We start from the raw sequence: 24,050 nt of genomic DNA, 5'->3' as shown, positions 1-24,050 counted from the left end.
GCTGTCCGCTGTGACTGAGCGCACCCTCGTACTGATCAAGCCCGACGCCGTTGCCCGTGGATACGTAGGAGAAATCCTCAGCCGTATCGAGCGCAAAGGCCTGACAATTGCAGCACTCGACCTCCGCGTAGCTTCCGAAGAGGTGGCTGGTAGCCACTACGCAGAACACGCCGAGCGTCCGTTCTACCCGAGCTTGTTGGAGTTCATCACCTCCGGTCCGCTGGTGGCCGCAGTGCTCGAAGGCCCCCGAGCCATCGCTGCTTTCCGTCAGTTGGCCGGCGGAACCGACCCGGTCGACAAGGCTCTTCCGGGTACGATCCGCGGCGACTTCGGACTCGAAGCGCAGCAGAACCTCGTTCACGGCAGCGACTCCGTGGAGTCGGCAGAGCGTGAAATCGCTCTGTGGTTCCCCGCGCTGTCGTCCATCTGAATCTCCGATCGGGCCTCTGGCCCACATGAACGGGCCTTCGGCCCACATCTCCACAGCGAATTCTCGGCACGTATCCCACATCGGTGCGCCCTTTGCAGTTGCAGGCGCGTTGGTGTGGGATACTGCTTTCAGTTGAACCGCAATTTGTTTTACGCACGTTCAACCGGATGACACCTAGGTTCGATGCCCTTTCATCGCTGCTCCAGGTCAACAGGAAATCCCTGGACCTCTGCACGCTGGATGATCAGGCGCTCGCGCACAGGACAACGGCCATCCAGCCAGGCACTTCATGTGCTCGCAGTGAATAACGGGCATTGCGGACCATGCGGAGCGAGACCTTACAATCTCGTACTCACTTCTGAGTGCGAGTACACACAGCACGCTCCCGCGTGGCCGCGTGACAACTCGACTTCTGGGTTGGACGCGCCCGGGGGCTGAGGAGACTTACGTGGCCGATCAATCCCCAACCGAATCAGATTCCAGCACCACCCCGGAATTTCCCGACAAGATGCGCGTACACGCGCTGGCGAAGTTGCTCGGCGTCACCAGCAAGCAGGTCCTTGCCGAAGCCGCAGCGCTCGGTACCGAATTGCGCAGCGCGCAGTCGAGTCTCCACCGTGACGTCGCTCAGCGGATTCATGCCTCGTTGACTTCCGCGGCCGAGGCCATCGAGCCCGTCGTCGCCGAGCTCGACACCCTCATCGACCCGGTTGTCGAGGCGCCTGTTGTCGAGGAGCCTGCTGCAGAAGCTCCCGTGGAGGCTCCTGTTGCAGAGGCTCCGGCCGAGAAGCCTGTCAGGGCTCGTCGCACCCGCAAAAAGGTCGTCGTCGAAGAACCTGCAGCAGAAGAAGCAGTGGATCCGGCTGTCGCCGAGATCAGCGCTGGACTCGACGCCGCTGCTGCGCTGCAGAGCAAGGAAGCCGAGCAGTCCGATCTGTTCACTTCCTTCGAGGCGCCGCAGACCCATCAGCCCGAGGTGGCTCCCGCCGCGCCGCAGGTCCCGCTGTTCCTGCAGCCGGATCTCGAAGCCGCCGAGGTAGCTCCGCGTCGCCGTCGCGCACGCCGCGAGCCTGCTGCACCGGCGGTCGTCGAAGAGAAGCAGACAACCGCGGAAGCCGAAACCGTCGTTCCCGAGGCAGCGCCGGTTGCAGTTCCTGCCGTCGAAGAGCCGGCTGTGACCGCACCGCAAACCGAGGGCGAGAGCGCCGAGTCCGAGGACGAGGACGACGATCAGCCGCGTCGCCGTCGTCGTGGACGCCGTGGACGTGGACGTGGTCGCGGTGAACAGGGTGGCGAGCAGGGTTCGGACGAAGAGTCGGATACCGCTACCGAATCGGAGCAGGAATCTGCCCCTGCGGCAGTCGAGAAGCAAACCGACGACGCTGCCGGCGAAGAATCCGGTGATAAGTCCGAGTCCACCGCTGATGCGGATTCCGAGAATGCCGACGATTCCGATCTCGATGCCGACGGATCGAGCCGCCGTCGCCGCCGTCGTCGTCGTCGCAAGACCGGCACCGACGGTGCCACCGACGCGACTGCGACGTCCGAGGACGATCCGCCGAACACCGTCGTTCACGAGCGCGAACCTCGCAACAAGACCCGCGTCAAGGACGAGGTCCAGGGCATCAGTGGTTCGACACGTCTGGAAGCGAAGCGTCAGCGTCGCCGCGACGGTCGTGACGCCGGCCGACGTCGCCCACCGATCCTGACCGAGTCGGAGTTCCTCGCGCGTCGTGAGGCCGTCGATCGCGTCATGGTCGTGCGCGATCGGGCAGACAGCGGTCAGCCGCATGCGACTACACAGGTAGCAGTCCTCGAAGACGGAGTGCTGGTCGAGCACTTCGTCACCAACTCGGCGTCGGCGTCGATGGTCGGCAACGTGTACCTCGGACGTGTCCAGAACGTGCTCCCCAGCATGGAAGCTGCGTTCATCGACATCGGACGTGGCCGCAACGGTGTTCTCTACGCCGGTGAGGTCAACTGGGAGGCTGCCGGTCTCGGTGGCAACTCGCGCAAGATCGAGCAGGCTCTCAAGCCTGGCGATCAGGTGCTCGTTCAGGTCAGCAAGGATCCGGTCGGCCACAAGGGTGCTCGACTGACGACACAGATTTCGCTTGCCGGTCGTTTCCTCGTCTACGTGCCCGGTGGTACGTCCACGGGTATCAGCCGCAAGCTTCCGGACACCGAGCGCAAGCGTCTCAAGGAAATCTTGCGCGACATCGTGCCCGCCGACGCGGGCGTGATCATTCGCACGGCGTCCGAGGGCGTCAGCGAAGAAGAGTTGGCGCGCGACGTGACTCGTCTGCAGGCTCAGTGGGCCGGCATCGAGGAGCAGGCTGCGGCTGCGGACACCGGTAAGTCCGGCAACCCGCAGGCGCTGTACGAAGAGCCTGACATGCTGGTCAAGGTCATTCGTGATCTGTTCAACGAGGACTTCTCCAAGCTGGTCATCGAGGGCGAGAAGGCGCACACGACGGTCGAGAACTACATCAACTCCGTTGCGCCCGACCTGCTTCCGCGGCTCGAGAAGTACACGCCGAACAACGGTATCGACGTCTTCGCGGCTCGCCGTATCGACGAGCAGTTGGCCAAGGCACTCGATCGCAAGGTGTGGCTGCCGTCCGGCGGCACCCTGGTGATCGACCGCACCGAGGCCATGACCGTCGTCGACGTCAACACCGGCAAGTTCACCGGAGCCGGCGGAAACCTCGAAGAGACCGTCACCCGTAACAACCTCGAAGCGGCCGAGGAGATCGTTCGCCAGATGCGCCTGCGGGACATCGGCGGAATGATCGTCGTCGACTTCATCGACATGGTTCTCGAATCGAACCGGGACCTGGTCCTGCGTCGGCTCACCGAATGCCTGGGTCGCGATCGCACGCGCCATCAGGTGTCGGAGGTCACGTCACTCGGGCTCGTGCAGATGACGCGCAAGAAGTTGGGCACCGGATTGGTCGAGGCCTTCTCGACCACCTGTGAGCACTGCCACGGCCGCGGCATCATCGTCCATTCCGAGCCCGTCGAGGTGAAGTCCTCGGACGACGGAGGATCGCGTTCGGGCTCGCAGCGCAGTGATTCCGGTACCTCGCGCAAGAACAAGCGTGGCCGCGGAGACAAGTCGGCTTCGACCGAGTCCAACGGACAGGAAGCTCCGGCGCCGGAGGTTCCGGCCGTCGACGCGACGGTCAAGCGGGCTCATCCGGTGGCATTGGCGATGGCCTCGCATCACCACGACGACGACGAGACCGTCGCGGCCGACTCGACCGAGTCTGATTCCGCCGGTGTGTCTTCGGGGGACGATGCATCCAAAAGTGCCGATCGGCAACAAGATCGGCCGATCGATACTCCTGCTGCTGCTGAGCACCATGACGTTCCTGTTGTGGACTCTGCTGCGGAAGAAGTATCCGCAGTGGACAACGAGTCGGCCGCAGCTTCGACCGAAGCAGCTCCGCGCGGTCGTCGGCGTAGTCGCCGGGCGTCGCGGGCAGCGTCGGCACCGGTTGCCGAGGCAGCTCCCGAGGTGGGCACGGTCTTCGTGATTCCGACTCCGGAACCCGTGGTGGACGCGGTCGCGGAAAACGTTCCGGCTCCGGCCACCGAAGTTCCGGCTGAGGAAGAAGTTGTCGTCGTCAAGAGACCCCGTCGCAGGCGTGCAGCAGCACGTCCCGCAGGGCCTCCGGTAGACGGAGAGTAAGAACTACTGGCTTTCGGTCGGTTGGATGACTTCGCGATGAGCGAGGACATCCAACCGTTATCCGAAGTTTCAGCTGGTAGAAGCAGTACAGAGTAGTGAGCACCACCCCTCGGCGGGGCGGTTTGACCCTGACGGTTGCTTTCCCGTAACCTTGGAGGGTCGCCACCCGGCGGTAGAGATTCCGTGTGCCTAGAGTGTGCGTGAATGTCCCGGTACGTCAGTGCCGAGCCGAGGTGACATAAACCAGACCAGTCGCGATGCATTTGAAGCCTCAGGCAGCAGCGCGAGCAAGTTCGAAGAAGCAAGGGGTAGCCCTCCGATGGCAACGTACGCGATCGTCAAGACCGGCGGAAAGCAGTACAAGGTCGCTGTTGGTGACCTCGTCAAGGTCGAGAAGATCGAGGGTGAGCCCGGCACTGCTGTCTCGCTTGCTCCCGTTCTCGTGGTCGACGGATCCGACCTGACCACCGACGCGGCCAAGCTGGCCAAGGTCGCAGTCACCAGTGAGATCGTCGAGCACACCAAGGGCCCGAAGATCCGCATCCACAAGTTCAAGAACAAGACCGGTTACCACAAGCGTCAGGGCCACAGGCAGCCGATCACGGTGCTCAAGGTCACGGGCATCAAGTAACCAGTTCTTTCTAGCTAATTTCACCCGAGGAGGGTCAATAGCATGGCACATAAGAAGGGTGCATCCAGCTCCCGTAACGGTCGCGATTCAAACGCCCAGCGCCTCGGCGTGAAGCGCTTCGGCGGCCAGTCGGTCAGCGCAGGCGAAATCCTGGTTCGCCAGCGCGGCACGCACTTCCACCCCGGCGTCAACGTCGGCCGTGGCGGCGACGACACCCTGTTCGCTCTCGCTGCCGGTGCAGTCGAGTTCGGCCAGAAGCGTGGACGCAAGACCGTGAACATCGTTCCGGCCGTCGTTGCGGCTGAGGTCTAGTCTTTCTCGCTAGTTGTGCGTCATCGGTTCTACTTCGGTAAGCCGGTTCTGCTTTCGGTAAGAGAGTGACGCGTTCCAAGCTCCCGATAGGGGCGGACCAGGGTTGAAATAACCCGGTCCGCCCCTATCGTTTGTTTAAGCAGTACCCGTTTTGCCCCGAGCAACCCTGCTCACCAGAAGTTCAGCTCATCGCGTGAGACCCGCAATTGACTGAGGAAGGATCCGGCAGTCATGTCCCGATTCATTGACCGTGTTGTGCTGCACGTCAGCGCTGGAAAAGGCGGCAATGGTTGCGCCTCCGTACACCGCGAGAAGTTCAAACCGCTCGGCGGTCCGGACGGTGCCAACGGAGGTCGCGGTGGCGACGTCATCCTCGTGGTCGACGAGAACATCCACACCCTCCTCGACTTTCACTTCCATCCCAACGCGAAGGCGACCAACGGCAAGCAGGGCGCCGGCAGTAACCGCGAGGGTGCAAACGGTGAAGACCTCATCCTCAAGGTTCCGGATGGAACTGTGGTTCTCGATACCGACGGCAACGTGCTTGCCGACCTCGTGGGAGTCGGTTCACGCTTCGACGCCGCTCAGGGCGGCCGCGGCGGACTCGGCAACGCAGCACTCGCCTCGAAAGCCCGCAAAGCTCCCGGTTTCGCACTCCTCGGTGAGGACGGTGTCGAGCGTGACCTGGTTCTCGAACTCAAGTCGGTAGCTGACGTCGGTCTGCTCGGATTCCCCTCCGCCGGTAAGTCCTCGCTTGTGTCCGTTCTCTCTGCGGCCAAGCCGAAGATCGCCGACTACCCCTTCACAACTCTGGTCCCCAACCTCGGCGTCGTCTCGAGCGGTGACACCACCTTCACCGTCGCCGACGTGCCCGGGCTGATCCCCGGTGCAAGCGAAGGCCGCGGTTTGGGCCTGGACTTCCTGCGCCACATCGAACGCTGCGCCGTATTGGCGCACGTGATCGACTGCGCCACCCTCGATCCGGGACGTGACCCGATCTCCGACATCGACGCCCTGGAAGCAGAGCTGGCCGCGTACACGCCCGCGCTCTCCGGCGACTCGGGACTCGGTGACCTCGACAAGCGCCCGCGCGTCGTCATCCTCAACAAGACCGACGTTCCCGAGGCCGCCGAATTGGCCGAAATGGTCACGCCTGAGATCGAAGCTCGCGGATGGCCGGTCTTCACCATCTCGGCGGTGAGCCGAGAAGGATTGCGACCGTTGACATTCGCGCTGGCGAAGATGGTCCGCGACTACCGCGAAGCTCATCCGAAGCCCGAGCCGAAGCGCCAGGTCATTCGCCCGGTCAAGGTCAAGGATTCCAGCTTCACCATCGAGAAGGATCCCGATATTCCCGGTGGGTTCGTCGTCCGAGGCACCCGCCCGGAGCGGTGGATTCGTCAGACCGCCTTCGACAACGACGAGGCCGTTGGCTACCTCGCCGACCGTCTTGCTCGATTGGGCGTCGAGGACGCATTGGTCAAGAAGGGCGCTCAGCCAGGAGCTTCCGTCACCATCGGCGACGTCAGCTTCGAGTGGGAGCCGATGACGCCGGCCGGTATCGATCTGACCCGCACGGGCCGTGGAACCGACCCGCGTCTCGATCAGGTGGAGCGCATCGGCGCCGACGAGCGCAAGCACGCGCGTCGTGTCCGCCGCGGCTTGCTCGACGAAGACGCCTGACCCACGCGATTTCAGGACGAAAACCGAAGAGAGGGAACGGGACTGTGCTCGGGTCCACCAGGGAGTCGATAGCGTCGGCTCACAGTATCGTCGTGAAGATCGGGTCGTCTGCGCTCACCAGTCTGGTGGCGGGACTCGATACTCACCGACTCGATCTGTTGGCCGATGCCATCGAGGCTCGCATGCGTGCGGGTTCCGATGTCGTCGTCGTCTCGTCCGGTGCCGTCGGCGCCGGACTGGCGCCGCTGGGACTGACCAAGCGGCCTCGCGATCTCGCGACCAAGCAGGCTGCGGCCAGCGTCGGTCAGTTGGCTCTGGCTCACGCCTGGGGTACGTCGTTCGCCCGTTACGGCCGTACCGTCGGGCAGGTTCTACTCACGGCTGACGACATCGCTCGACGGACGCAGCACCGCAACGCCCAACGGACACTCGATCGTCTACGGGCATTGCACGCGGTGGCGATCGTGAACGAGAACGACACCGTTGCCACCACCGAACTTCGATTCGGTGACAACGATCGGCTGGCTGCTCTGGTTGCTCATCTGGTCGGCGCCGACGCGTTGATCCTGTTGTCGGATGTGGACGGACTGTACGACGGGGATCCCCGAAAGGGCGATGCCACACTGATTCCCGAGGTCAACAGTCCCGAGGATCTCGACGGTGTGGTTGCCGGTTCGGGTGGCGCCCTCGGTACCGGAGGCATGGCGTCGAAGCTCTCAGCAGCACGCCTGGCCGCGGATTCCGGCGTGCCAGTTCTGCTCGCGGCAGCATCGGACGCTGCGCAGGCACTCAGTGGTGCCGATGTCGGAACGGCATTTGCGCCCCGGCCGACGCGATTGTCGGCCCGCCGATTCTGGGTTCGTCACGCCGCTGACACATCGGGTGACCTCCACCTCGACGAAGGCGCCGTCCGCGCGGTCGTGTCCAAGCGTCGAAGCCTTCTGTCCGCTGGCATCGTCGGTGTATCCGGTGACTTCCACGCCGGCGACGTCGTGTCCCTGATGGGGCCGGGGGAGAAGCCCGTCGCCCGGGGTGTCGTTGCGTTCGACGCTGCGGAGATCGAGGAGATCCTGGGGCGCTCCACCACCGATCTACCGGCTGACATGCAGCGTCCTGTGGTTCACGCGGACGACTTGGTGGCGCTGTAGCTTTCGTGTTCGACGAGGGCGGAAAGTGCTTCAGCGCAACCGACTTCGAGCTTGAGGTCGGCGAATTCGTCGCCGCGAGTCGTGCCTCGATTGACGATGGCGATCGGCTTCCCGGTCTTGGCGGCATGCCGGACGAAACGTAGGCCGGACATCACGGTCAACGACGACCCGGCTACCAACAGTGCGTCGGATTGGTCGACGAGGCTGTACGCACGGGCGACGCGTTCCTTGGGGACGGATTCGCCGAAGTAGACGATGTCCGGTTTGAGTAAGCCACCGCACACGGCGCAATCCACGACGCGAAAGTGTGCGGTGGATTCGATCACGGCATCTGCGTCGGGTGCGATTTCGACTCCTGTTGCAGCAGCGACTGTTTCGGCGAATCCAGGATTGGCTTCTTCCAGTCTCTCCGCGAGAGTGGTGCGGGAGATCAGCCGCTGGCAGCTCAGGCATCGAACCTGCGCGTAGGTGCCGTGGAGGTCGATGACGTTTCGCGCGCCGGCCTTGGTGTGCAGGAGGTCGACGTTCTGGGTGATCACGCCGACGGCTCGCCCTGTTCGTTCCAGCGCCGCGACGGCCCGGTGGCCCTGGTTGGGGCGGGAGCTGTCCATGTATCGCCAGCCGATGTGGTTGCGCGCCCAGTAGTGCCGCCGAAACGCCGGATCGCCGATGAACTGCTGGAACGTCATCGGATTGCGCGGGGGTGAATCAGGTCCGCGGTAGTCCGGGATTCCGGAGTCGGTGGAGATGCCGGCGCCCGTCAGAACTGCCAGGCGACGGCCGGCCAGGAGTTCGGGAAGGGCATCGAGGCGGCTGTTGTCGGTGGGCACTGCTCCAGGATAGGCGCGTGTGCGAGACGGAGGCGCGGAGGAAGTCCGAAATGTTCAATAGAACACGTGTGCGATCGCCGATACTCGTAGACATGAACACAGTGAACCCAATCCCCGCTGGTTACCGCACGATCACTCCCTACCTCGCGGTGCCGGACGGTCATGCCGCACTCGACTACTACAAACGAGCACTTGGAGCTGAGATAGTCGATGCGATGAACGCACCTGACGGCTCCCTCATGCATGCGGAGATCCGGATCGGCGATTCGATGCTGCAGCTTTCGCAGGAGATGCCGGACTTCGGACTCAAATCACCACAGGGCGGCTGGGTGCATTCGTCGATCGTCGTCTACACCGAGGACACGGACGGGTTTGTCGCTCGGGCAGTCGCCGAGGGAGGCACGCTGGTCACGGCTGTGGCCGATACATTTTCGGGCGACCGGCATGGGGTGTTTCTCGATCCGTTCGGCCACAGGTGGGCAGTATGCACGAAGGTCGAGGATGTACCTGCCGAAGAGGTCGCTCGCCGGGCGCGGGCGCTCTTCTTTCCGGAGACGCAGTCGCCACAGTAATTTGTGGCAACCGTGGTCCGAGCATTCGAGCTTCGGCGGCGTACTCAGTATCCGGCTACTGGGTCCACGAGGGCAGCCAGCGCCTCACCCTTCGCGAAGCGGGTCACGTTCTTGGAGACGTGATCCGCGAACGCGGCGGGGCGAACGCCTGGCGGATTGGAATCGTGGGGTGTGATGATCGCATTCGTCAGATCCCACAGTGGGTGACCGTCCGGGAGGGGTTCGGGATCGGTGACGTCGAGACCGGCGCCGCCGATCTGTTCCGACTCGATGGCCTCGACCAGTGCGTCGGTGTCGACCAGTGATCCGCGCGCGACATTGATCACCCAGGAATAGGGTCGCATCGCCGCCAACTGCGCACGACCCACGAGGTGACGGGTGGCCGGGGTGGCGGGCGCAGCAATCACGAAGTGATCTGCGCGAGAATAGATTTCATCCATTCTGGATGCGGGGTACGTGGAGATCGCCCCGGGGACCGGGCTACCGGAACGATTGACTGCGATGCTGTCCGCCCCCTGCGCGGCCAGCATCGGAATCAGCGCGCGGCCGATACCGCCTGCGCCGATGATCGCAACCGTCGAGCCACGGAGGGTGCCGATCTTGGGAAAGAACTCGAACTGACGCCACGTTCGAGCCTCGATGTGTGCAGGCAAGTGACGAACTCCGGCCAAGAGAAGCATGAGTGCATGCTCGGCCACCGACGCCGAAAATGCACCGGCCGCCGAGGTCCACGTGATTTCTGTGTCCCTCGGAATCACACCGGAGTCGAACCAATCCTCGATTCCCGCCGACGGAAGCTGCACCCACCTGACCGACGCCGGTAACTCCGACGGAAAGGTCTCGGGTGAGCCCGCCCAGATCAGGGCGTCCGCAGTGTCGATCGGACTGATCAGACCGCCGCCCCGAAGCACCGCGCTGTCGAGCAGTGCATCGGGGACGGGGCCGATCGCTACGCGTGGAGAGGTGTCAGTCGCCATGACTAGACGCTACGCGGGGACCTCCACCAGTGGGTAGACACCGTTCTCGTCGTGCACCTCACGCCCGGTGACCGGCGGATTGAACACGCACAGCATGCGCATCTGCGTGTCCGGCTCGACGCGGTGACGCTCGTGGCCGTTGAGCAGGTACATCGACCCCGGTGCGAGATCGTATTCCTTGTTGTTGTCGAGGTCGATCAGCTTGCCGGTGCCCTCGACGAGCCAGACAGCCTCGACGTGGTTGGCGTAATGGAACTCGTTGACCGAACCCGCCTTGATGGTGGTCTCGTGGAACGAGAACCCGACGCGGTCGCCGCCGAGGACGATGCGCTTGCTGCGCCAGTTTCCGTCCTCACTCGTGATGTCGCGGTCGGTGTCGGTGATCTCGGTGGTGGTGCGAACGATCATGGGAGAGTCCTTCCTCTAGCTGCAGACCTTGAGTGTCGCCTCGGCCAGAATGGAGAGGCCGTGCTCGAGCTCGTCGTCGGTAATCGTCAGTGCGGGAAGCAGTTTCACAACCTGGTCGGAGGGTCCGGAGGTCTCGGCGAGCAATCCCTCGTCGAATGCCAACTGGCAGACCTTGCCGGCGCGCTCGGGCTGTTCGAAGACGAGGCCCTGAACCAAGCCACGCCCGCGGTGCGAGACCTCGCCGGGGAACTGATCGGAGAGGTTGGCGAAGCATTCGCTGATGCGTGCGCCCTTCTTCAACGTCGTCTTGGTGAGGGCGTCGTCGGACCAGTAGTGGTCGAGTGCCACCTTGGAGGTGACGAACGCCGGGTTGTTGCCGCGGAATGTGCCGTTGTGCTCGCCCGGTCCCCAGACGTCGAGTTCACGCTTGAACAGCGTGAGCGCCATCGGCATTCCGTAGCCGCTGATCGACTTGGACAACGTGACGATGTCGGGAACGATTCCGGCCTCTTCGAAGGAGAAGAACGGGCCGGTACGGCCGCAACCCATCTGGACGTCGTCGACGATCAACAGGATTCCGCGATCCGAGCACAGTGTTGCCAGCGCCCGAAGCCATTCGGGGCGAGCGACATTGACACCACCTTCACCCTGCACGGTTTCGACGATCACTGCCGCGGGGCGGTTGATTCCACTGCCGGAATCATCGAGAACGCGGGAGAACCACTGGAAGTCCTCGGTGACGCCGTCGAAGTAGTTGTCGAAGGGCATCGGTGTCGTGTGCACGAGGGGGACACCGGCGCCCGCGCGCTTCATCGAGTTGCCGGTCACGGAGAGTGCACCAAGTGTCATTCCGTGAAATGCGTTGGTGAAGTTGATGACTGCCGAACGTCCGGTGACCTTGCGGGCCAGCTTCAGTGCAGCCTCGACGGTGTTCGATCCGGTCGGGCCGGGGAACTGGACCTTGTAGTCCAGGCCGCGTGGCTCGAGGATGTTGCGCTGAAAGGTCTCGAGGAACTCACGCTTGGCGACTGTCGACATGTCGAGACCGTGCGTGATGCCGTCGCTCATGATGTAGTCGACCAGTGCGGATTTGAGCACCGGGTTGTTGTGGCCGTAGTTGAGGGCGCCGGCACCGGCGAAGAAATCGAGGTAGTCGCGCCCGTTCTCGTCACGAATCCAGGATCCGGATGCGCTGGTGAACACTGCGGGCCAGTCACGGCAGTAGCTGCGAACCTCGGACTCGAGGGTTTCAAAAATGCTTGCTTCGTTGATATTCATATCTTCTTTGTTCCTCCGGGGCATGCTGTATGCCGAGCGCGAAGTGCGCTAGGCGCCGATCGTGTAAAGATCTTCGGCTTCGTGTCCATCGGGAAAATCGTTGGGCGAGAACAAGGTCTGCCTGGTTATCGGTACTTCGCGTCGACGTGCGAGCGCGGTGAAGAGTGCGATCGAAGCCTCGTTGTCGGGGCTGATCGTGGTCTCCAGATGTGTAACACCCAGTGGGGCAGTGCGATCCATCAAGTCGGACAGCATGCGGGCAGCAATTGCCTTGCCGCGCTGGTCTTCGTCGACCGCAACTTGCCACACGAACAGGGTTTCCTGCGCGCTGGGACGGGTATAACCGGAAACGAATCCGACTACGCGGCCGTCTACCTCCGCGACGATGGACGTCGCGCTGAAATCCCTGCACCACAACAGGTATGCATAACTCGAATTGAGGTCGAGCACCTTCGAATCACGTGCGATCTCCCAGAGCCGGACTCCGTCATCGATCTGTGGGCTTCTGAACAACACCGCGTCCGGCGCGGTGGTCGGGATAGCTCTCGTATCAACAGGCTTCATCGGTCATCTGAACGTAACAATCATTGCTGTCGAAGTCATGCAGATGTCCGTTTCGGGCCGTGTGGAACCCGTTGCGACCCAGGTGAGGACATGAATGTGATGGTGCTCACATTATGTAACTTTTGCCGTTGTCGGAGCGACTATTTCGGGCAAAAACTCGCTATTTCGGGCTTGCGAGCGCCAACGGAAGTACAGAGTGAGCACCAGCCTGTCGAAGTGCGCGCGCGGCCATCGTGAAAGTCCAACCGGTATCGGCGATTGCGTCGACAAGAAGTATCGGTCCCTGGTGGATGCTCATGTCCGGGACTTCCCAAACATCGACCAGTCCGGACACGCGGTAGGCGGAGTTTGCTGCCGACACCGGAGGGTGGTCGGGGCGCAAGCGAAGAGTGCCCAGGTCGGTCAATCGCCCGACCTCGGCCAACTTGGCAGCCAGGCTCGACACCAACAAAGGATGCGTTGTGGATTCGAGGGCCATGACACCGGTGGGTCGCTCGGCCCAATTCCAGGCGGCCAGAACGCTGATACACGCGCTGACCACCGCATCGGGTACCTCGGCGTCGGGACCGTCGAAAAGCGCGCGGAGACGTTGACCCCAGCCCAGGTCCGACATCCGTCCGAGAATGCGCCCGGTTTCGGGCCCCTCGGTGATCTTCCCGGACAGCTTGACGCCCAGCTTGCTCAGGCCGGTCGGCCACATCTTGCGCGGCTCCAGGTCGAATCCGGGGCGCTGCAAGCGCGCCCGAGTCTCGTCGAGGGCGGCGGTGTCGACAGTGGTGTCGTAGCGATTGCCTGTGCAGTTGTCACAGCGACCGCACTGTGAGTTCTCCGAGGTCAGACCAGGATCGTCGAGTTGTTCACGCAGGAAGGTCATTCGACACGTCGTGATGCTCTGGTACTCGACCATTGCGGCCTGCTCGGCCTGGCGAGCGTCGTCGAGTCGGCCGTAGCGCTCGGCGTCGTACACCCAGGGTTCGCCGGTGCTGATCCACCCGCCCTTGACGCGTTTGACCGCGCCGTCGACGTCGAGGACTTTGAGGACCATCTCGAGACGCGTGCGATTGAGCTCCACCAGAGGTTCGAGTGCCGGTGTCGACGTGGCCTTTTCGGTGTCGAGGTGTTCGATGACGCTGCGGACCAGGTGCTCGCGGGGGAAGGCGACCGAGGCGAAGTAACTCCAGATCTGCTTGTCCTCGGCCCCCGGCAGGAGGATCACGTCTGCCCTGTCGGTGGAACGACCGGCGCGGCCCACCTGCTGGTAGTACGAGATCGGCGACGACGGTGCGCCGAGGTGGACGACGAACCCGAGATCAGGCTTGTCGAAGCCCATCCCGAGTGCCGAGGTGGCCACCAGAGCCTTGACGCGATTACCCAACAAGTCCTGCTCGAGAGATTCACGTTCAGTGGGATCGGTCTGGCCCGTGTAGGCGGCGACGGTATGGCCGCGCTCGGAGAGCAGGCTTGCGAGGTCGCGCGCGGCCGAAACCGTCAGCGTGTAGATGATGCCCGAACCCGGCAGCGTCTCGAGCATGTCGGCAAGCCAGGCAGCGCGCGCCGTCGCCTCCGGAATGTGGACTACAGAGAGGTGAAGCGACTCGCGTTCGAGCCCGCCGCGAAGGACGAGGGTTTCCTCACCGCCGACGCCGAGTTGGGCGGACACGTCCTCGACGACGCGGTTGTTGGCCGTCGCCGTGGTTGCGAGGACGGGAATGCCCTCGCCGAGTTCGGCGATCAAGGTCCTGATGCGGCGGTAGTCGGGACGGAAGTCGTGGCCCCAGTCGGAAACGCAGTGAGCCTCGTCGACTACGACCAGGCCGGCATCAGCTGCCAGGGCCGGGAGCACCTGATCGCGGAAGTCAGGGTTGTTCAGGCGCTCGGGGCTGACCAGAAGGACGTCGAGATCATTGGCTGCGACGCGGGCATGGATGTCGTCCCATTCGGTGACGTTGCCCGAATTGATGGTTGCGGCGCGCACTCCAGCACGTTCGGCAGAACTGACCTGGTTTCGCATCAGGGCCAACAACGGAGAGACGATGACGGTGGGGCCGTGGCCCGTTGCCCGGAGCAGCTTCGCCGAGATGAAGTAGACCGCAGATTTGCCCCAGCCGGTCCGCTGTACGACGAGCGCGCGTTTGCGCTGCACCACCAGCGCCTCGATGGCCGTCCACTGGTCCTCGCGTAGGCGGGCATCCGGCCCCGCGAGTTCGCGGAGCAGCCGCTCGGCTTCGTCGCGCATGGCTGGGGCAGTGGCGGTGGTCATGGACCCCATGGTGCACGACCCTGCCGACACGTGCGGGCTTCAGGCCTTGGCAACAGGTTCCTGCAGTTCGGTGACCCAGCCGTCGACATCCTCCGGGCACGCCAGCGTCACCTCACGGCTGGGGCCGGCATTGCGGTATCCCGCTGCGTCGATCCATTGGGCCAACGCCTGATAAGCGGGCAGGCAGTTGTCCATCGAACCCTTGTGCAGCAGCGAGGCCACGTGCTCTTCGGCCCGCAGGTCCACCACAGCGAACTCGTAGTCGCCATCGGGATTCGCGTCTACCGGTAGCGCCGCATGGACGACGACGTTCTCGTCGTCACCGGCATCCTCGTAGTAAGCGACAGCGGGTCCGATCGCGGCGATACCGGCACGATCCAAACCGGTACAAAGGCGCTCGTACAACCCGCGAACCACCGGGCCGATCGACGACGGATCCATCGTCTTGGCGGTACCGGTCAACTCCGCGACCCGCAGCGCCGGAACTGACTTGATCACAACCTCGTATGCGGACATCTGTCCCTCACTTTCGATGATCCGTAGGCGCGCCTGTACATGCGCCAGTCGCGCGGTGTCTTCCTGGATTCGGGTTTCGAGTTCTGCTCGGCGAAGCGTGAGCATCCCGCGGATCTCGTCGACGGTGACCGCTGACTCCACCACTTGCTGGACCTGGGCCAGAGTCAGGCCCAACTCCTTGAGAGCGACGATGCGGTTGAGCAGCGCCAACTGGCCCGCGGTGTACGAGCGATACCCGGTGGATGCGTCGACCCTCGCGGGTCTGAGCAGACCGATGGCGTCGTAGTGGCGGAGCATGCGCACCGACACACGACCTGCTCTCGCGAAGTCTCCGATGCTCAACATCCTTGCTCGCCCCGTTTCTCTCTCACAAACCCGATACCTACAGGTTTACGACCTCACACGGTGTCAGAGTCAAGCTGTCGGTTCAGGACTTTTTCGATCGCAGCGCGAGTGGGTGACGACACCGACGCGCCGCGGACCGTCGTCGCCAGACTTCCCGCCGTGGCAGCGAACTGCAGGGCGCGGTCCTGGCCCTGCACCCACTCCACGGCGAAGGCGCCGGTGAAAGCATCGCCTGCGCCAGTTGTATCCACGGGTGTCACGGCCGGGGAGTCGGCGTGGATTGTCTCCTCGCCCGACCGGAGATCCGCGCCGCCGGCCCCGAGCGTCGTGACGAGGTATCGGACGCGACCGGTGACCGCGGCCAACTGCTCCGACTCGGTCTGGTTGACGATCAGGATGTCGACAGACTCGATCAGGGCGCCCGGAAGGTCTTGTACCGGTGAAGGATTGAGGATGACAGTTGTTCCGTTGGCACGCGCGTGCCGGGCCGCTGTGGTGACCGTGTCGAGGGGTATTTCGAGTTGGCACAGGAGAACGTCGGCGTGTGCGATCGCGTCGAGGTCTACTTCGGACAACGAGGTGACCGAGGAATTGGCGCCCGGGACGACGATGATGTTGTTCTCCGCGTCCTCGCTCACGGTGATGGCGGCAACGCCGCTCGGGCCGTCGACACTACGAAGCAACGCGGTGTCGACCCCGGCGTCTTGCAGGGTCTCGCGCAATTGGGTGCCGAAACCGTCGTCGCCGACCGCGCCGACGAACGACACGTCCCCACCGGCTTTCGCGGCGGCGATGGCCTGGTTGCTGCCTTTGCCTCCCGCCGCGGTGGCAAAGGCAGTGCCGAGCAGCGTTTCTCCCGGAGCGGGGAATCTGGACACTGACGTGGTCAGATCCATGTTGATACTGCCGACGACGACGATTCGAGGCGTGCTCATACCTCGAGGTTATCGGCCTTCATTCTCTTTCGACGAACCTTGCGGATGATCCGACGTGCTTCCTCGTCGGTGGCGACAGAGGGCGGAGAGCCGTCGAGTGGCTTGCGTGCGGTCTCGGGGATCATCAGGACTGCGATACCGCCGATCACGGCGGCGATCATCATGTACATCGGTGCGACCAAGTTGCTGCCCGTTGCACTTTCGAGGGCGGTGAGCACCAGGGGAGTGGTCCCGCCGAAGATGGAGACCGCGAGGTTGTATCCGATTGCCAAGCCGCCGTACCTGATTCCGGTCGGAAAGAGTGCGGGAAGCACGGACGGGAACACTCCGACGAACAGCAGGAGCAAGCCGCCGAGAATTGCGAGTCCCAGGAAGACCGTCACGTAGTTGCCGACGCCGATCAGAAGGTAGGCAGGCAGGGACAGGACGAAGAATCCGATGAAACCGCTGAGCAGCAAGGGTTTACGCCCGACGCGGTCCGAGAACTTTCCGACGTAGCTGATTCCCATCATCATCACGATCATGACGATGATCATCAGAACGAGTCCGTGGGATTCGTCGTAACCCAACGTGTTGGTCAGATACGTCGGCATGTAGCTGAGCAGTCCGTAGTGAGCGATGTTGTACGTGGCCACCAGGACGATGCACAGAACAAGCGGACGCCAGTTGTCGACGAGAGTTTCGCGTAGTTTCTTGCCTGTGGATTCATCTGCGAGGGAGCGCTCTTCGGCCTGCTCCATCATCTGGAATGCGGGAGTTTCCTCCAAACGCAGACGGAGGTACAGGCCGATGAGACCCAGAGGTCCGGCAATGAGGAAGGGGATGCGCCAGCCCCACTGGAGTAGGTCCTCGGCACTGACGACGGTCTGGATGATCGTCACGATGCCCGCTGCCGCCACATATCCTGCCAGAGTACCGAATTCGAGGAAGCTGGCGAAGAAACCGCGGCGCTTGTCCGGTGCGTATTCGGCGACGAACGTACTGGCTCCGCCGTATTCGCCGCCGGTGGAAAAGCCCTGCAGTAGGCGTAGGAGTACCAGCAGGATCGGGGCGGCGATACCGATGGATTCGTAGCTCGGGATGAGGCCGATGGCGAAGGTGCTGCCCGCCATCAGAATGATGGTGGTGGCCAGGACTTTCTTGCGTCCGATGCGGTCACCGAGTGGACCGAAGAACAATCCGCCGAGTGGGCGGACGATGAAGGCTGCCGCAAAAATTGCAAAGGTAGAGAGGAGTTGAGCGCTGCCGCTCGCGTCCGGGAAGAACACTTTTCCGATAGTGGTAGCTAGATATGCGTAAACGCCGAAATCGAACCACTCCATGGCATTTCCGAGCATCGTCGCCTTGACAGCGCGCTTGACGGACGCATTGTCGGTGACGCAGACATCGGGTGATTCGGCCACTTCGAGAGCGCTGATCGAGTTCTCTGGTGTAGTCATGACATGCGCTCCCCAGCGCAATCATCGAACCGAGCGGGGCACGTACCTGATGCACGCATCTTTTCGTTGCCCACTCGCCGATGAGCCGGTCGGGAAATCGAGCGTCCGCGTGCCCTGTGGCTCGTTGCGACCCCCGTCGCACGGCTCTGGCCCGCGGCAGTGTCCGGAGCCCACAGGGCTCCGGACTACCGGCAAGTAAGACGCTTACGCTATCAAAGTTGTGCGCGGGAGCCGATTTTCGGGCTAGAAGGCACGGGCGTACTGCGACGGGATATGTGGTCCTACCTCGGCGTTCAGTTCCCGGGCCGCCCGGCGCGCCCAGTAGGGATCACGCAGCAGCTCGCGGCCGAGGAGCACAGCTACGGCGCTACCGTCCTCGACGATCTTCTCGGCCTGTTCGGGGTCGGTGATGAGGCCCACGGCGGCGGCCGGTAGCAGGCTCTCGTTCTGCAGGCGACGGGCGAACGGAACCTGATATCCCGGTTCCACCGGAATCTGCGCCGCCGGTGAATTACCGCCGGTGGAGACGTCGACGAGATCGACTCCGTAGTCGGAGAGGATGTTGGCGAGGGCAACGGTCTGATCGGCGGTCCAGCTGTCGACCTCGAGCCCACGTTCTTCCGTGAGCCAATCGGTCGCCGAGACCCGGACGAAGAGCGGTAGCTCGGCCGGCCACACCTCGCGGACTGCGCTCAGGATTTCGAGGAGCAACCGGATGCGGTTCTCGAAGCTGCCGCCGTAGCGGTCGGTCCGCTTGTTGCTCTCGGGGGAGAGGAACTGATGGATCAGGTATCCGTGAGCCGCGTGAATTTCCACGACCTTGAATTCGGCCTTCAATGCACGGGTTGCCGCCGCTGCGAAGTCCGCGACGACCTTTTCGATGCCCTCGGTGGTGAGCTCGACCGGATCGGCAAGGTGACCGAACGGAACCGCGCTCGGGGCCACCGTCTGCCACGAGAGTCGGTCGTCGGCGGGCAGGCTCTTGCCGCCGCGCCACGGAACCTGCGTCGACGCTTTGCGTCCGGCGTGGGCCAGCTGGATTCCGGGCACTGCGCCGAAGTACGCGAGTTGCGCGTTGATCTCGGCGAAGGCTTGCGCCTGCGTGTCGTTCCAGATCCCCAGATCAGCTGCCGATATGCGGCCTTCGGGATTGACGGCCGTCGCCTCGGTGAGAATCAGGCCGGTGCCGCCGATTGCACGGCTCACCAGATGCGTGCGATGCCACTCGTTGGGCACTCCGACCTGGTCGCCGATGACGTCAGCGGAGTACTGGCACATCGGTGCCATCCAGACGCGGTTCGGGATGGTGACGCCGCGCAGGGTCAAAGGCTCGAACAACACACTCACGGATGGCTCCTGACTCGAAGAAGAAGGTCGGTGGGTGCAACAGTGTCGCGCGCCGGAATTGTTCCCCGGCGGTCCGCCGAAATGTTCGCAGGCGGTCCGCCTAAATGTTCGCAGGCGGTCCGCCGGAATGGTCCCGGGTGGTCACAGCCTCGTTCCGCCGAGCAGGCCGTCACGGTGGGTGGTTAATGTGTATTCATGACCGCTGTGACTTCCAACGCAGAAACCGTCGACTCGAACGCGTCCGACACCAAGTCCGTCGTGCACGACGCCGCACGCCGAGCCCGTAAGGCTTCGCGTGTCCTGGCTCTGCTGACCACGGCGCAGAAGGATGCTGCGCTCCACGCCGCAGCCGACGCGGTAATCGCGGCAAGTGATCGGATTCTCGCGGCCAACGCTCTCGATATCGACACCGCGAAGGCGGGCGGCACCGAGGAATCGCTGCTCGACCGTCTTCGTCTGACCGCTGACCGGATCGAGGGCATCGCGTCGGGTTTGCGTCAGGTTGCCGGACTACCCGATCCGATCGGTGAAGTGATTCGTGGATCCACTCTGCCGAACGGTTTGGAACTACGGCAGCAGCGCGTTCCGCTCGGTGTCGTCGGCATGGTGTACGAGGCTCGTCCCAACGTGACCGTCGATGCCTTCGGGCTCACCCTCAAATCGGGAAATGCTGCGCTGCTTCGTGGTTCGTCCTCGGCGGTCAAGTCCAACGAAGCGTTGGTGGCGGCTCTGCGTGCGTCGTTGGTTGATCAGGGACTGCCCGAGGATTCCGTTCAACTTCTGCCGAGTGCGGATCGGTCGACGGTCACGCACCTCATCCAGGCCCGCGGCCTCGTCGATGTAGTCATCCCGCGCGGCGGTGCCGGCTTGATCAGCGCCGTCGTGCGTGATGCCACCGTGCCCACCATCGAGACCGGTGTCGGTAACTGCCACGTCTATGTTCACTCGGCCGCCGATCTACTGATGGCCGAGAAGATTCTTCTCAACTCCAAAACCCGTCGGCCCAGTGTCTGCAATACAGCCGAAACCGTCCTGGTCGACGCTGCGATCGCCGAGACTGCCGTGCCGAAGCTGCTCCAAGCGCTTCAGATGCACGACGTCGTCGTGCACGGTGATCTGCCGGGACTGGTTCCCGCGACCGAGGACGACTGGTCGAAGGAATACCTCACCCTCGACGTCGCCCTCAAGGTCGTCAAGGACTTGGACGCTGCCGTCGAGCACATCGACCAGTACGGAACCGGCCACACCGAAGCCATCGTGACGTCCGATCTCTCGGCTGCCCGCGAGTTCACCGCTCGAGTCGACGCTGCGGCAGTGATGGTCAACGCGTCGACTGCCTTCACCGACGGTGAGCAGTTCGGGTTCGGCGCCGAGATCGGCATCTCCACCCAGAAACTGCACGCGCGTGGCCCCATGGGGCTGCCGGAACTGACGTCCACCAAGTGGATCGTCTGGGGCGACGGGCATACCCGACCCGCCTGAAAAGTTCACCAGACTTGCCCCACCTCTCAAGGAGTTAACCGTGGACCGAGCACTTCCCGACACGACGCCGTTCTTCTCGACCGTCGACGACGTGATCGAACGGCTGGCCGAAACCGGCTATCTGTCCGACAAGGCCACCGCGACGGCAGTCTTCCTGGCCGATCGTCTGGGCAAGCCGCTGCTCATCGAGGGCCCGGCCGGTGTCGGAAAGACGGAACTCGCCCGCGCAGTCGCCCAGACCACGGGCGCAGAACTGGTGCGTCTGCAGTGCTACGAGGGCGTCGACGAGGCTCGTGCACTCTACGAGTGGAACCACGCGAAGCAGATTCTTCGGATTCAGTCGGGCGGGGCGAGCGGAGCGAGGGGTGATGTCGCGGTCGACCACAGCTGGGACTCGACGAAGGCGGATGTCTTCTCGGAGGAGTTCCTGCTCGCACGTCCACTGCTCAAGGCCATTCGCCGCGAGGACCCGACGGTGCTGTTGATCGACGAGACGGACAAGGCAGACGTCGAGATCGAAGGTCTGCTCCTCGAAGTGCTCAGCGACTTCGCGGTCACGATCCCCGAGCTCGGAACCATTACCGCCACCCGCAAGCCGTTCACGGTGTTGACCTCGAATGCCACTCGTGAACTCTCGGAGGCTCTGAAGCGTCGTTGCCTCTTCCTGCATCTCGATTTCCCGGACGCCGACCTCGAGCGTCGCATTCTCGCAAGCCGTGTGCCGGAGCTTCCTGAAGCGATTGCCGAGCAGCTGGTCAACACCATTCGTGTTCTTCGTGGAATGCAGCTCAAGAAGGTCCCTTCGGTATCCGAGACCATCGACTGGGGACGCACCCTTCTTGCTCTGGGCATGGACACTCTCGACGACGATGCCGTTCGCGCCACGCTCGGCGTGATCCTCAAGCACCAGTCGGACCAGGTGCGTGCCGCCGCTGAACTTCGGCTGAACTGAGGTCTGACATGGCTCCCGCAGGATCGACGTCGCCGCTCTCACCTGGCGGCCTGGCAGCGCCGCACGGGATTCCCGGTCACCTCGTCGATTTTGTCGAGGCTCTGCGACGACGCGGAATCATGGTCGGCCCGTCCGAGACAGTCGACGCCGGTCAGGTCATGTCTGTTCTCGACCTGCTCGATCGTGAAGCGCTTCGTGAAGGGCTGGCATGCTCGCTCCTGCGCAGGCCGACCCACCGGGCGACGTTCGACGCCGTCTTCGACCTGTGGTTCCCCAAGGCGATCGGTGACCGTGCGGTCGGCGACGTCGACGTCACACTGCCGCGCAAGCCAGACGGCTCGATCGACCTGCAGGCATTGCGTGAGCTGATCGCCGAACTGCTGACAGACGGCAGTGACGAGGCGATGGAGATGACCGAACTCCTGACCGCCGCGATGGTCGAGGAACTCGGGCAGTACCAGTCGAGTAACGGCCCGTCGTTCTCCGCCTACCAGGCGCTGCGCGACGTCGCCCCGGAGACGTTGCTCAACAAGATCCTGCAGGGCCTGCTCGGCAACCAGGAGGGTTCCGGGTCAGAGGGCAAGGACAACTCCGACTACCAGTCCGAGGTCGCCAAGCGCACGGCAGCGCAGCGCATCGCGGACTTCCGCAAGATGGTCGAGAAGGAAACGCGTCGACGCACAGCCGAGAATTTGGGCAAGGAGCGGGTCGCCACGTACGGCGTTCCGAAACTCGCCGAGGAAGTCGACTTCTTGCGAGCGTCCGATGCCGAACTCACCACGCTGAAGAAGAACGTCGCACCCCTGGCTCGCTTGTTGGCCAGTCGTCTCGCCGTGCGTCGTAGCCGCTCTCGCGCGGGTTCGATCGACCTACGTCGTACGTTGCGCAAGTCCATGTCGACGGGCGGAGTGCCGATCGATCTGGTGCAGCGCAAGCCGAAGCGGGCGCGGCCCGAACTTGTGGTGATGTGCGACGTGTCCGGCTCGGTGGCGGGGTTCAGCCATTTCACTCTGCTGCTCGTGAACGCTTTGCGTGAGCAGTTCTCGCGCGTGCGGGTGTTCGCGTTCATCGACACGACCGACGAGGTCACGCGGTTCTTCGACTCGAACGCAGACCTCGGATCAGCGATGTCACGGATGGTGCGTGAGGCCGAACTGATCACCTACGACGGCCACTCAGACTACGGACACGCCTTCGGAGTGTTCCAGGAGAAGTTCGCGCAGTCGATCACCAGTCGCACGTCGCTACTGGTACTCGGCGACGGTCGCAACAACTACCGCGATCCCAACCTTCAGTCGCTGTCGCAGATGGTGGCAGTAGCCAAGCACGCGCACTGGCTCAACCCCGAGCCGAAGGGGCAATGGGGAACGGGTGACTCCGCGGCGAAGGTCTACAACGAGGTCATCAGCATGCACGAGTGCCGCTCGGCCCAGCAGCTTGCCGACGTCGTGTCCCGTCTGCTGCCGGTCTGACCCGTAAGCTCGACACTCGTGCAGAAGGGACTATCGGTGGAACGTGCTCGACGCCTAGGAGTGATGGGTGGCACCTTCGACCCCATTCACCATGGCCACCTCGTTGCGGCCAGTGAGGTCGCCGACCGGTTCGGACTCGACGAAGTGATCTTCGTCCCCACCGGGCGGCCCTGGCAGAAGCAGGGGAAGGGCGTCAGTCCTGCCGAGGACCGGTACCTCATGACGGTCATCGCCACCGCCTCCAACCCGCGGTTTTCCGTCTCTCGGGTCGACGTCGACCGTGAAAAAGTGACGTACACCGTGGACACGCTGCGAGACCTCCGGGCCTACCACCCTGACGCCGAACTCTTCTTCATCACCGGTGCCGATGCGCTGGCCAGCATCCTTTCCTGGCAAGATTGGGAAGAGTTGTTCGCATTGGCGAAGTTCGTCGGGGTATCGCGACCGGGTTTCGATCTCAATGCAGAGCACCTGGCCGGTCACCTCGACACCATGCCCGCCGACGCGGTCACGTTGATAGAGATTCCGGCACTTGCCATTTCGTCGACCGAATGTCGGCGTCGGGCAAGTGAAGACCGCCCCGTCTGGTACCTGGTGCCGGACGGAGTGGTGCAGTACATCTCGAAGCGGAACCTGTATCGACCTGTCGACGCGGAGCGCCGCGACGGAGCTACAACGATGTCGGAGCCCGCACCGGGGAAGTCGGAAGCCGTCCCGGGCGCCGAATCGAGCTAGCCGAGCACAACAAGTACTTTCTGAAGACGAAACTGGAGAA

At 63.4% G+C, this 24,050-nt stretch carries 21 protein-coding genes; 11 read left to right on the top strand and 10 right to left on the bottom strand.

Features of this window, described 5'->3' with window-relative positions; genetic code table 11:
- Nucleotides 1-10: 10 nt before the first annotated feature.
- From ndk to proB, 6 genes are all read left to right on the top strand, one after another.
- Nucleotides 11-430 (top strand): nucleoside-diphosphate kinase, encoded by a 420-nt coding sequence (gene ndk / locus ACN50D_RS26330; protein ID WP_003944527.1) that lies wholly within the window; start codon nucleotides 11-13, stop codon nucleotides 428-430.
- A 448-nt stretch (nucleotides 431-878) separates the two neighbouring features.
- A complete protein-coding gene (locus tag ACN50D_RS26325; protein WP_211921221.1) occupies nucleotides 879-4,124 on the top strand; it encodes a translation initiation factor IF-2 N-terminal domain-containing protein in 3,246 nt (1,081 codons plus the stop codon).
- A gap of 319 nt (nucleotides 4,125-4,443) precedes the next feature.
- Nucleotides 4,444-4,755 carry a 50S ribosomal protein L21 gene (gene rplU / locus ACN50D_RS26320; protein WP_003944533.1) on the top strand — a complete coding sequence of 104 codons (312 nt, stop codon included), beginning with the start codon at nucleotides 4,444-4,446 and terminating at the stop codon, nucleotides 4,753-4,755.
- A 42-nt stretch (nucleotides 4,756-4,797) separates the two neighbouring features.
- Nucleotides 4,798-5,067, top strand: coding sequence for a 50S ribosomal protein L27 (gene rpmA, locus ACN50D_RS26315; protein WP_003944532.1), 270 nt, complete (start codon nucleotides 4,798-4,800; stop codon nucleotides 5,065-5,067).
- Nucleotides 5,068-5,298: 231 nt separating this feature from the next.
- Entirely contained in the window at nucleotides 5,299-6,750 is a 1,452-nt protein-coding gene (gene obgE, locus ACN50D_RS26310; protein ID WP_003944579.1) for a GTPase ObgE, read from the top strand.
- 44 nt (nucleotides 6,751-6,794) lie between these two features.
- Nucleotides 6,795-7,898, top strand: coding sequence for a glutamate 5-kinase (gene proB / locus ACN50D_RS26305; protein WP_003944552.1), 1,104 nt, complete (start codon nucleotides 6,795-6,797; stop codon nucleotides 7,896-7,898).
- Here proB and ACN50D_RS26300 read toward each other — a convergent pair.
- Nucleotides 7,871-8,728 (bottom strand): NAD-dependent protein deacetylase, encoded by an 858-nt coding sequence (locus ACN50D_RS26300; protein WP_042450219.1) that lies wholly within the window; start codon nucleotides 8,726-8,728, stop codon nucleotides 7,871-7,873. The two genes, proB and ACN50D_RS26300, sit on opposite strands and share 28 nt — an antisense overlap.
- 50 nt (nucleotides 8,729-8,778) lie before the next feature.
- Between ACN50D_RS26300 and ACN50D_RS26295 the strand changes: the two genes are divergently transcribed.
- Entirely contained in the window at nucleotides 8,779-9,300 is a 522-nt protein-coding gene (locus ACN50D_RS26295) for a VOC family protein (protein WP_083059232.1), read from the top strand.
- A 44-nt stretch (nucleotides 9,301-9,344) separates the two neighbouring features.
- Here ACN50D_RS26295 and ACN50D_RS26290 read toward each other — a convergent pair whose 3' ends face one another.
- From ACN50D_RS26290 to ACN50D_RS26250, 9 genes are all read right to left on the bottom strand, one after another.
- Entirely contained in the window at nucleotides 9,345-10,277 is a 933-nt protein-coding gene (locus tag ACN50D_RS26290; RefSeq protein WP_211921219.1) for a D-isomer specific 2-hydroxyacid dehydrogenase family protein, read from the bottom strand.
- 9 nt (nucleotides 10,278-10,286) lie between these two features.
- Nucleotides 10,287-10,685, bottom strand: coding sequence for an ectoine synthase (locus ACN50D_RS26285; protein ID WP_003944463.1), 399 nt, complete (start codon nucleotides 10,683-10,685; stop codon nucleotides 10,287-10,289).
- Between the two features lie 15 nt (nucleotides 10,686-10,700).
- Nucleotides 10,701-11,963, bottom strand: a complete 1,263-nt coding sequence (ectB, locus tag ACN50D_RS26280; protein ID WP_007731008.1) for a diaminobutyrate--2-oxoglutarate transaminase — start codon at nucleotides 11,961-11,963, stop codon at nucleotides 10,701-10,703.
- Nucleotides 11,964-12,011: 48 nt separating this feature from the next.
- Nucleotides 12,012-12,527 (bottom strand): diaminobutyrate acetyltransferase, encoded by a 516-nt coding sequence (gene ectA, locus ACN50D_RS26275; protein WP_003944572.1) that lies wholly within the window; start codon nucleotides 12,525-12,527, stop codon nucleotides 12,012-12,014.
- Between the two features lie 160 nt (nucleotides 12,528-12,687).
- Nucleotides 12,688-14,787 carry a RecQ family ATP-dependent DNA helicase gene (locus tag ACN50D_RS26270; protein WP_030536630.1) on the bottom strand — a complete coding sequence of 700 codons (2,100 nt, stop codon included), beginning with the start codon at nucleotides 14,785-14,787 and terminating at the stop codon, nucleotides 12,688-12,690.
- A 39-nt stretch (nucleotides 14,788-14,826) separates the two neighbouring features.
- Nucleotides 14,827-15,648, bottom strand: a complete 822-nt coding sequence (locus ACN50D_RS26265) for a MerR family transcriptional regulator (RefSeq protein ID WP_007731010.1) — start codon at nucleotides 15,646-15,648, stop codon at nucleotides 14,827-14,829.
- A 53-nt stretch (nucleotides 15,649-15,701) separates the two neighbouring features.
- Nucleotides 15,702-16,583, bottom strand: a complete 882-nt coding sequence (locus tag ACN50D_RS26260) for a ribokinase (protein ID WP_030536629.1) — start codon at nucleotides 16,581-16,583, stop codon at nucleotides 15,702-15,704.
- Nucleotides 16,580-18,022, bottom strand: coding sequence for an MFS transporter (locus ACN50D_RS26255; protein ID WP_003944479.1), 1,443 nt, complete (start codon nucleotides 18,020-18,022; stop codon nucleotides 16,580-16,582). Before ACN50D_RS26255 ends, ACN50D_RS26260 begins: the two co-directional genes overlap by 4 nt.
- 243 nt (nucleotides 18,023-18,265) lie before the next feature.
- Entirely contained in the window at nucleotides 18,266-19,369 is a 1,104-nt protein-coding gene (locus ACN50D_RS26250; RefSeq protein WP_118602577.1) for an NADH:flavin oxidoreductase/NADH oxidase, read from the bottom strand.
- Between the two features lie 195 nt (nucleotides 19,370-19,564).
- Here ACN50D_RS26250 and ACN50D_RS26245 point away from each other — a divergent pair, with 195 nt between their 5' ends.
- From ACN50D_RS26245 to nadD, 4 genes are read left to right on the top strand one after another with little or no spacing between them, the layout of a single operon-like run.
- Nucleotides 19,565-20,851, top strand: coding sequence for a glutamate-5-semialdehyde dehydrogenase (locus ACN50D_RS26245; protein WP_162113801.1), 1,287 nt, complete (start codon nucleotides 19,565-19,567; stop codon nucleotides 20,849-20,851).
- 40 nt (nucleotides 20,852-20,891) lie between these two features.
- Nucleotides 20,892-21,803: an AAA family ATPase gene (locus ACN50D_RS26240; RefSeq protein ID WP_003944506.1), complete on the top strand. Its 912-nt coding sequence runs from the start codon at nucleotides 20,892-20,894 to the stop codon at nucleotides 21,801-21,803.
- 8 nt (nucleotides 21,804-21,811) lie between these two features.
- The gene (locus ACN50D_RS26235) at nucleotides 21,812-23,275 is read left to right on the top strand and encodes a vWA domain-containing protein (protein WP_003944477.1); all 1,464 of its coding nucleotides are present in this window, start codon (nucleotides 21,812-21,814) and stop codon (nucleotides 23,273-23,275) included.
- Between the two features lie 18 nt (nucleotides 23,276-23,293).
- Nucleotides 23,294-24,010: a nicotinate-nucleotide adenylyltransferase gene (gene nadD, locus ACN50D_RS26230; RefSeq protein WP_003944462.1), complete on the top strand. Its 717-nt coding sequence runs from the start codon at nucleotides 23,294-23,296 to the stop codon at nucleotides 24,008-24,010.
- Nucleotides 24,011-24,050: the final 40 nt, after the last annotated feature.

The organism is Rhodococcus sp. SB1D, from assembly GCF_048573875.1.
Lineage (GTDB): Bacteria > Actinomycetota > Actinomycetes > Mycobacteriales > Mycobacteriaceae > Rhodococcus_F > Rhodococcus_F qingshengii.
Note: the sequence above shows the minus strand (reverse complement) of the source record. Positions and strands in the feature narration are given on the sequence as shown.